Below are 7,617 nucleotides of genomic sequence, written 5' to 3'. Positions count from 1 at the left end.
GTTTCAAGTCTCAAAATTAAATTTCATGCCACGGTATTCTATGACGTCTGGTGATTATCACTGTTGGTTTTGATGGGAATTATCCGGTGAAGTGATGTGCCTGAAAATTATCTTCAACCTAATTTCTTGCGCCAGATCAGTTTTAATAAATTTAACGGAATGAATTATTCGGCATTTGTTGTTGGATATCGGTGGATTAATCGAGGAGTTGTATATGAAAAAAGTGGCGGTGTTGCTGGCACCCGGTTTTGAAGAGGCTGAAGCCATTGTGACTATTGATATTCTACGTCGCCTGCAAATTGAGGTTGAGACGCTGGCCTGCGCAGAGTCCCGTGCGGTGGTGAGCTATCATGACGTGCCAATGGTGACCGACAGTACGCTGGAGGCCCGTCGGGATGCTTTCTACGATGCGATCGTGTTGCCAGGGGGACCACAGGGTAGCGTAAATCTTGCCGCCAGTGCTGCAGTTGTCCAGTTTATCTCTCGCCATGACGATGCAGGAAAACTGATTTGCCCGGTTTGTTCGGCAGCCGCGCGGGTGCTGGCGGGTAATGGGTTACTGAAAGGCCGGCGCTACGTGTGTTCAGGTGAGCTGTGGCAAACCATCACCGACGGCGAGTATGTCGACGCGCCTGTTGTTGAAGATGGAAATCTTATCAGTGGCAAAGGACTGGGCCATATTTTTGATTTTGCGTTTACGCTTTCTGCACGTCTGTTAGAAGACGATATTCCTGTTCGCGATCACGCTGACCATATTTATTACCCTTGGTAATCATTGGACTCCCGGATGTTTCGATATTCGGGAACAAGGATTCACTGGCTGAGGTTATGGATTAATCTGCTATTTCTTATTTTTCCTATTCTGAAAATTGTGTTTTTTTATGTCATTTCCCGCTGAATTTATGTACGCAACTACTGTAATTCTAGGGTGTGATGCCGCTCTCTTATGGAGAATCAATTTCCCGCTAAAACTACTCTCAGCACTGGCATTGATCTTATCAGTAAAAGGTAATGCTTTGTTTTACGTCCGGATTACAAAAAATCGTTTGATTTTACCCTACATAAAAGAACGTTAAAGCTGGAGTTAACCATGCACAAATTCACTAAAGCGCTGGCGGCCATCGGTCTGGCCGCCATTATGTCACAATCCGCTATCGCTGAATCCATGAAGCTCGGTTTTCTGGTCAAACAACCGGAAGAACCCTGGTTCCAGACGGAGTGGAAGTTTGCAGATAAAGCCGGTAAAGACCTTGGGTTTGAAGTTATTAAAATCGCCGTTCCAGACGGAGAGAAAACCCTGAATGCTATCGACAGCCTGGCGGCAAGTGGTGCAAAAGGATTTGTAATTTGTACGCCGGACCCGAAACTCGGGCCTGCTATTATGGCAAAAGCGCGTGGCTATGACATGAAAGTCATCGCGGTTGACGATCAGTTCGCCAATGCGAAAGGTAAGCCTATGGATACCGTGCCATTGGTGATGATGGCAGCAACCAAAATTGGTGAACGCCAGGGCCAGGAACTGTACAAAGAGATGCAGAAACGTGGCTGGGATGTGAAATCTTCCGCTGTAATGGCGATTACCGCCAACGAACTGGATACCGCGCGCCGTCGTACATCGGGTTCGATGGAAGCGCTTAAAGCTGCAGGCTTCCCGGAAAAACAGATCTACCAGGTCCCAACCAAATCAAATGATATCCCTGGCGCATTCGACGCCGCAAACTCCATGCTGGTTCAACATCCTGAAGTTAAACACTGGCTGATTGTCGGGATGAACGACAACACTGTGCTGGGTGGCGTGCGTGCTACCGAAGGGCAGGGGTTTAAAGCAGCAAACGTTATTGGTATCGGTATTAACGGTGTTGATGCCATTAGCGAACTCTCCAAAGCGGAAGCCACCGGATTCTACGGTTCACTGCTGCCTAGCCCGGACGTTCACGGTTATAAATCCAGCGAAATGCTCTACAACTGGGTCACCAAAGGCGCAGAACCGCCGGTGTTTACTGAAGTTACCGATGTGGTGCTGATTACTCGCGACAACTTCAAAGAAGAACTGGCGAAAAAAGGCTTAGGCGGCAAATAACGCAACTGCCGTAAAACGATCTTATCCGGCCTACAAAAACGCCCTTTGTAGGCTGGATAAGGCTACGCCGCCATCCGGCAACCGTTTAGATCCACGGAGACGTTATGCAACAGTCTACCCCGTATCTCTCATTTCGCGGCATTGGCAAAACCTTCCCTGGCGTAAAAGCGCTAACGGATATCAGTTTCGACTGTTATGCCGGGCAGGTGCATGCACTGATGGGTGAAAATGGCGCCGGGAAATCAACATTATTAAAAATTCTCAGCGGAAACTACGCGCCAACCACGGGATCTATAGCGATCCACGGACAGGAGGTTTCGTTTGCGGACACAACCACTGCGCTGAACGCCGGTGTCGCCATTATTTACCAGGAACTGCATCTGGTGCCGGAAATGACCGTCGCCGAGAACATTTACTTAGGGCAGCTTCCGCATAAGGGTGGGATTGTGAACCGCTCGCTGTTGAACTACGAAGCGGGCCTGCAGTTAAAACATCTGGGGATGGATATCGATCCTGATACTCCATTGAAATATCTCTCCATCGGTCAGTGGCAAATGGTGGAGATTGCTAAGGCGCTGGCGCGTAACGCCAAAATTATCGCTTTTGATGAACCCACCAGCTCTCTTTCCGCCAGGGAGATTGAAAATCTGTTTCGCGTGATTCGTGAGCTACGCAACGAGGGCCGCATCATTCTGTACGTTTCGCACCGTATGGAGGAGATTTTCGCGCTGAGCGATGCCATAACCGTGTTTAAGGATGGCCAGTACGTCAAAACGTTTACGGACATGCAGCAGGTTGATCACGACGCACTGGTCCAGGCGATGGTGGGGCGTGATCTTGGGGACATCTACGGCTGGAAGGCCAGACCTTACGGTGCGGAGCGTCTGCGTTTGCATGAGGTAAAAGCCCCAGGCGTGCGCACCCCGATCAGCTTATCGGTACGTAGCGGCGAAATCGTCGGACTGTTCGGCCTGGTGGGTGCCGGACGTAGCGAATTAATGAAAGGTCTGTTCGGCGGCACGCGCATCACACAAGGTCAGGTGTTTATTGACGAACAAGCGATAGAAATCCGCAAACCCAGTCACGCCATTGAAGCAGGCATGATGCTGTGTCCGGAGGATCGCAAGGCCGAAGGGATTATCCCGGTCCATTCGGTACGCAACAACATCAATATTAGTGCGCGCCGTAAACATGTCACGGGGGGATGTCTGATCAACAACGGCTGGGAAGAGACCAATGCTGACCATCATATCCGCTCACTCAACATCAAAACGCCGGGTGCAGAGCAACTGATCATGAACCTCTCTGGCGGTAATCAGCAAAAGGCCATACTGGGGCGCTGGTTATCGGAAGAGATGAAAGTAATTTTGTTGGACGAGCCTACCCGCGGCATTGATGTTGGCGCGAAACATGAAATTTATAACGTGATTTATGCCCTGGCTGCGCGCGGTGTTGCCGTGCTGTTTGCCTCCAGTGACCTGCCGGAAGTTCTTGGCGTCGCCGACCGCATTGTGGTGATGAGAGAAGGTGAGATCGCAGGTGAATTACTTCATGAACAGGCGGATGAACGCCAGGCGCTGAGCCTTGCTATGCCTAAAGTCAGCCAGGCAGTCGCCTGAATAAGGAGAATATGATGTCTTCCGTTTCTACATCGGGTTCAGGCGCTGCGAAGTCGGCGTTAAATTTTGGCCGAATTTGGGATCAATACGGGATGCTGGTGGTATTTGCCGTGTTGTTCCTGGTTTGCGCTATTTTTGTGCCGAACTTTGCGACTTTCATCAATATGAAGGGGCTGGGTCTGGCGGTATCTATGTCGGGTATGGTGGCGTGCGGGATGTTATTTTGCCTGGCATCCGGCGATTTTGATCTCTCGGTAGCGTCCGTTATTGCTTGCGCAGGGGTGACGACTGCAGTGGTCATTAATATGACCGAAAGCCTGTGGATTGGCGTGGCGGCTGGGTTGTTGCTCGGTGTTCTGTGCGGTCTGGTGAATGGTTTCGTGATTGCGCGTTTAAAAATTAACGCGCTGATCACGACGCTCGCTACCATGCAAATTGTTCGCGGTCTGGCCTACATTATCTCTGACGGTAAAGCAGTGGGTATCGAAGACGAACGCTTCTTTACGCTTGGCTATGCCAACTGGTTAGGGCTGCCTGCACCGATCTGGTTAACCGTGGGCTGCTTTATTATTTTTGGCCTGCTGTTGAATAAAACCACGTTTGGTCGCAATACGTTGGCGATTGGGGGCAATGAGGAAGCTGCACGTTTGGCTGGGGTGCCGGTCGTTCGCACGAAGATTATTATCTTCATTCTTTCCGGTCTGGTATCCGCCGTTGCGGGGATTATCCTGGCATCACGTATGACCAGCGGCCAACCGATGACCTCTATTGGTTATGAGCTGATCGTGATTTCTGCCTGTGTGTTAGGCGGCGTTTCGCTCAAAGGCGGCATCGGAAAAATCTCATATGTCGTCGCAGGGGTGTTAATTTTGGGGACGGTCGAGAATGCGATGAACCTGCTGAATATCTCGCCATTCGCACAGTATGTGGTGCGAGGTTTGATCCTGCTGGCGGCAGTGATCTTCGACCGCTACAAACAAAAAGCTAAGCGTACTGTTTGATGATTCAAATCCCAACTTTTTAGTCTAGCTTCTGCATATCGCCAGCCGCTACCCGGCTGGCGATTGTTTTTCTAAATGGCGAGCACGGTCACACTGTCTATACTTATACCCGTCATACATCCTATATACGGCGCGATCCGCGCGGCGTACAGACCATGACGAGGAGGAGAATCGGGTGACAGCATCGCTAACCTTACCCCCTGAGCATCCCACAAACTGTGCTTATTTTTTCGATCTCGACGGAACACTGGCTGAAATCAAACCGCATCCTGATCAGGTTGTAGTTCCACAGACAATTCTGCAGTTATTACATCGCCTGGCCACGCAAAATGCGGGTGCTCTGGCATTGATTTCAGGGCGCTCAATGGCAGAGCTTGACGCACTCACCACCCCATATCGTTTCCCGCTCGCCGGGGTGCATGGGGCAGAACGCCGTGACATCAATGGTCAAACCCATATTGTGCATTTGCCTGCGGCGGTTGAGCGCGAAGCGGGGGCGTTATTGCATGCGGCGCTGGCGACATTACCGGGGACAACGCTTGAAACAAAAGGCATGGCTTTTGCTCTGCACTACCGGCAGGCGCCTGAACATGAGGCCGCTCTGCTGGCGTTGGCTGAACGTATTACCCATATCTGGCCACAACTGGCATTACAGCCCGGAAAGTGTGTTGTGGAAATCAAATCTCAGGACACCAATAAAGGAGACGCAATTGCGGCATTTCTGCAGGAAGCACCGTTTGTCGGACGGACACCTGTTTTTGTGGGTGATGATCTGACCGATGAAACAGGTTTTGCTGTGGTCAATCGCGCCGGAGGTATCTCGGTAAAAGTGGGAAGCGGGGAGACTCAGGCTACATGGCGTCTGGCTGCCGTCAGAGACGTCTGGCATTGGCTGGAACACATCAACTGTCCGCAGCAGGAACAAGAAGCAACGAATGACAGGAGAGGTGGCTATGAGTCGTTTAGTCGTAGTATCTAACCGCATTGCCTCACCGGATGACAAAGGCAGCGCTGGCGGTCTTGCTGTAGGTGTGCTGGGCGCACTGAAGGCTGCTGGCGGCCTGTGGTTCGGCTGGAGCGGTGATACAGGCAATGGGGAGCAGCCATTAAAAAAAGTTACCCGTGGCAACATCACCTGGGCATCGTTTAATCTGAGCGAACAGGATTACGAAGAGTATTACTGCCAGTTTTCGAATGCCGTGTTGTGGCCTGCGTTCCATTATCGACTGGACCTGGTACAGTTTCAGCGTAGTGCCTGGGAAGGCTACCAGCGGGTTAATGCCTTACTGGTTGATAAGCTGCTGCCACTGCTTAGTGATGACGATATTATCTGGGTTCACGATTATCACTTGTTACCTTTTGCCTGTGAGCTACGAAAACGTGGTGTGAATAATCGCATCGGTTTTTTTCTGCATATTCCTTTTCCAACACCCGAAATTTTCAATGCGTTGCCGCCACATCAGGCGCTACTTGAGCAACTGTGCGACTTTGATTTATTGGGCTTTCAAACCGACAACGACCGCCAGGCCTTTCTTGACTGTCTGGCGGCGCAAACTCAGGTAACTACGCCCAGTGAGAAACAGCATCTGGCCTGGGGAAAAGCGTTCCGCACGGAAGTTTATCCTATTGGTATTGCACCTGAGGAGATAGCACGGCAAGCATCAGGACCGCTACCGCCGAAACTGGCACAGTTAAAAGCAGAACTTAAAAATGTGAAAAATATCTTTTCTGTTGAGCGACTGGATTACTCCAAAGGCCTGCCGGAGCGTTTTCAGGCCTATGAGGCGCTGTTGGAACAGTTTCCACAGCATCACGGGAAGATTCGTTATACGCAGATAGCACCGACCTCGCGTGAGGAAGTTCAGGCTTATCAGGATATTCGTCACCAGTTAGAGACCGAGGCCGGGCGGATCAATGGTAAATACGGGCAACTGGGCTGGACACCGCTGTACTACCTGAATCAGTATTTTGACCGTAAATTACTGATGAAGGTCTTTCGCTACTCTGATGTCGGACTGGTGACGCCACTGCGCGATGGCATGAATCTGGTGGCAAAGGAGTATATCGCCGCACAAGACCCTGCCAATCCTGGTGTCCTGGTGCTGTCGCAGTTTGCCGGAGCAGCGAATGAGCTGACTTCTGCACTCATTGTAAACCCTTATGATCGGGATGATGTCGCGGGCGCATTAAACCAGGCTCTGACGATGCCACTTGCCGAACGTATTTCACGTCATGCCGCAATGCTGCAGACTATCGTTAAAAATGATATCAATAACTGGCAGGCGAGATTCATTTGCGATCTGAAGAACGTCGCATCGCGTCATACGGAAAACCTGTCGCCTGACCCGCAGACAGCCTGCAGCAAACTGGCGTGATTAATCGCCCGCAAGCGGCACCAGCAACACATCAACCTGGCTTGCGCTGACAACGCTTTTCGCTGAGCAGGACGCTCGCGAAAAGAAACTGTGGTTATGGTTGCCATAAATCACCAGATCAACCGCGTGCTTGCGGCATACATCCAGAATGTGTTCGTTCAATGCGCCATAGGTAATAAACGTGTGCTCAATAGGGTACTGCGCTTCTTTGCTTAACTGATCGATAAAATTCTGGGTTTCTTCTTGCATCACTTCACGCAGATCTTCCAGCATTGGGGCGGCAAACTGGTTATACAGTTCGGGATCTGAGACCAGGGTTATCAGACTAATGCGGGCGTTGACAGGGCGAGCGATTGAAACCGCCTTTGCTAACAGCTGGTGGCTTTCGGGGGTAGCGGCAACAGCGACAAGAATGTGCGCATAGCTCATAACTCGCTCCTTTTGTTCATGAATTATGAGAGAACTCTTCAGTTTTAATCGTATACCCCCATAGTGCTACGTTTCGTATGGTAATTGTGTGAATGTCATCATGATTATTCATT

7 protein-coding genes are annotated in these 7,617 nt (G+C 50.7%); 6 read left to right on the top strand and 1 reads right to left on the bottom strand.

The genetic code is table 11. The annotated features are described in order from the left end of the window. Positions 1-214 precede the first annotated feature (214 nt). The 6 genes from NNO02_RS21915 (at position 215) to otsA (ending at position 7,075) form a co-directional block, all read left to right on the top strand. Positions 215-772, top strand: coding sequence for a DJ-1/PfpI family protein (locus NNO02_RS21915; RefSeq protein WP_271442708.1), 558 nt, complete (start codon positions 215-217; stop codon positions 770-772). Positions 773-1,090: 318 nt separating this feature from the next. Next, positions 1,091-2,080, top strand: coding sequence for an arabinose ABC transporter substrate-binding protein (locus tag NNO02_RS21910; RefSeq protein WP_005127705.1), 990 nt, complete (start codon positions 1,091-1,093; stop codon positions 2,078-2,080). 104 nt (positions 2,081-2,184) lie between these two features. Beyond that, positions 2,185-3,699 carry an L-arabinose ABC transporter ATP-binding protein AraG gene (gene araG / locus NNO02_RS21905; protein WP_271442709.1) on the top strand — a complete coding sequence of 505 codons (1,515 nt, stop codon included), beginning with the start codon at positions 2,185-2,187 and terminating at the stop codon, positions 3,697-3,699. 14 nt (positions 3,700-3,713) lie between these two features. Then, positions 3,714-4,700: an arabinose ABC transporter permease AraH gene (gene araH, locus NNO02_RS21900; protein WP_271455734.1), complete on the top strand. Its 987-nt coding sequence runs from the start codon at positions 3,714-3,716 to the stop codon at positions 4,698-4,700. A gap of 175 nt (positions 4,701-4,875) precedes the next feature. Next, positions 4,876-5,679, top strand: coding sequence for a trehalose-phosphatase (otsB, locus tag NNO02_RS21895; protein WP_271455733.1), 804 nt, complete (start codon positions 4,876-4,878; stop codon positions 5,677-5,679). After that, positions 5,654-7,075, top strand: coding sequence for an alpha,alpha-trehalose-phosphate synthase (gene otsA, locus NNO02_RS21890; RefSeq protein WP_271455732.1), 1,422 nt, complete (start codon positions 5,654-5,656; stop codon positions 7,073-7,075). Before otsB ends, otsA begins: the two co-directional genes overlap by 26 nt. Here the strand turns inward: otsA and uspC are convergent, their stop codons facing one another. Continuing rightward, positions 7,076-7,504, bottom strand: a complete 429-nt coding sequence (gene uspC, locus NNO02_RS21885) for a universal stress protein UspC (protein ID WP_271455731.1) — start codon at positions 7,502-7,504, stop codon at positions 7,076-7,078. Between the last annotated feature and the right edge of the window lie 113 nt (positions 7,505-7,617).

The organism is Citrobacter sp. Awk 2, from assembly GCF_028069815.1.
In the GTDB taxonomy this organism is placed as follows: domain Bacteria; phylum Pseudomonadota; class Gammaproteobacteria; order Enterobacterales; family Enterobacteriaceae; genus Citrobacter.
The sequence above is the reverse complement of the archived record's forward strand: the minus strand, read 5'-3'. Positions and strand labels throughout refer to the sequence as shown.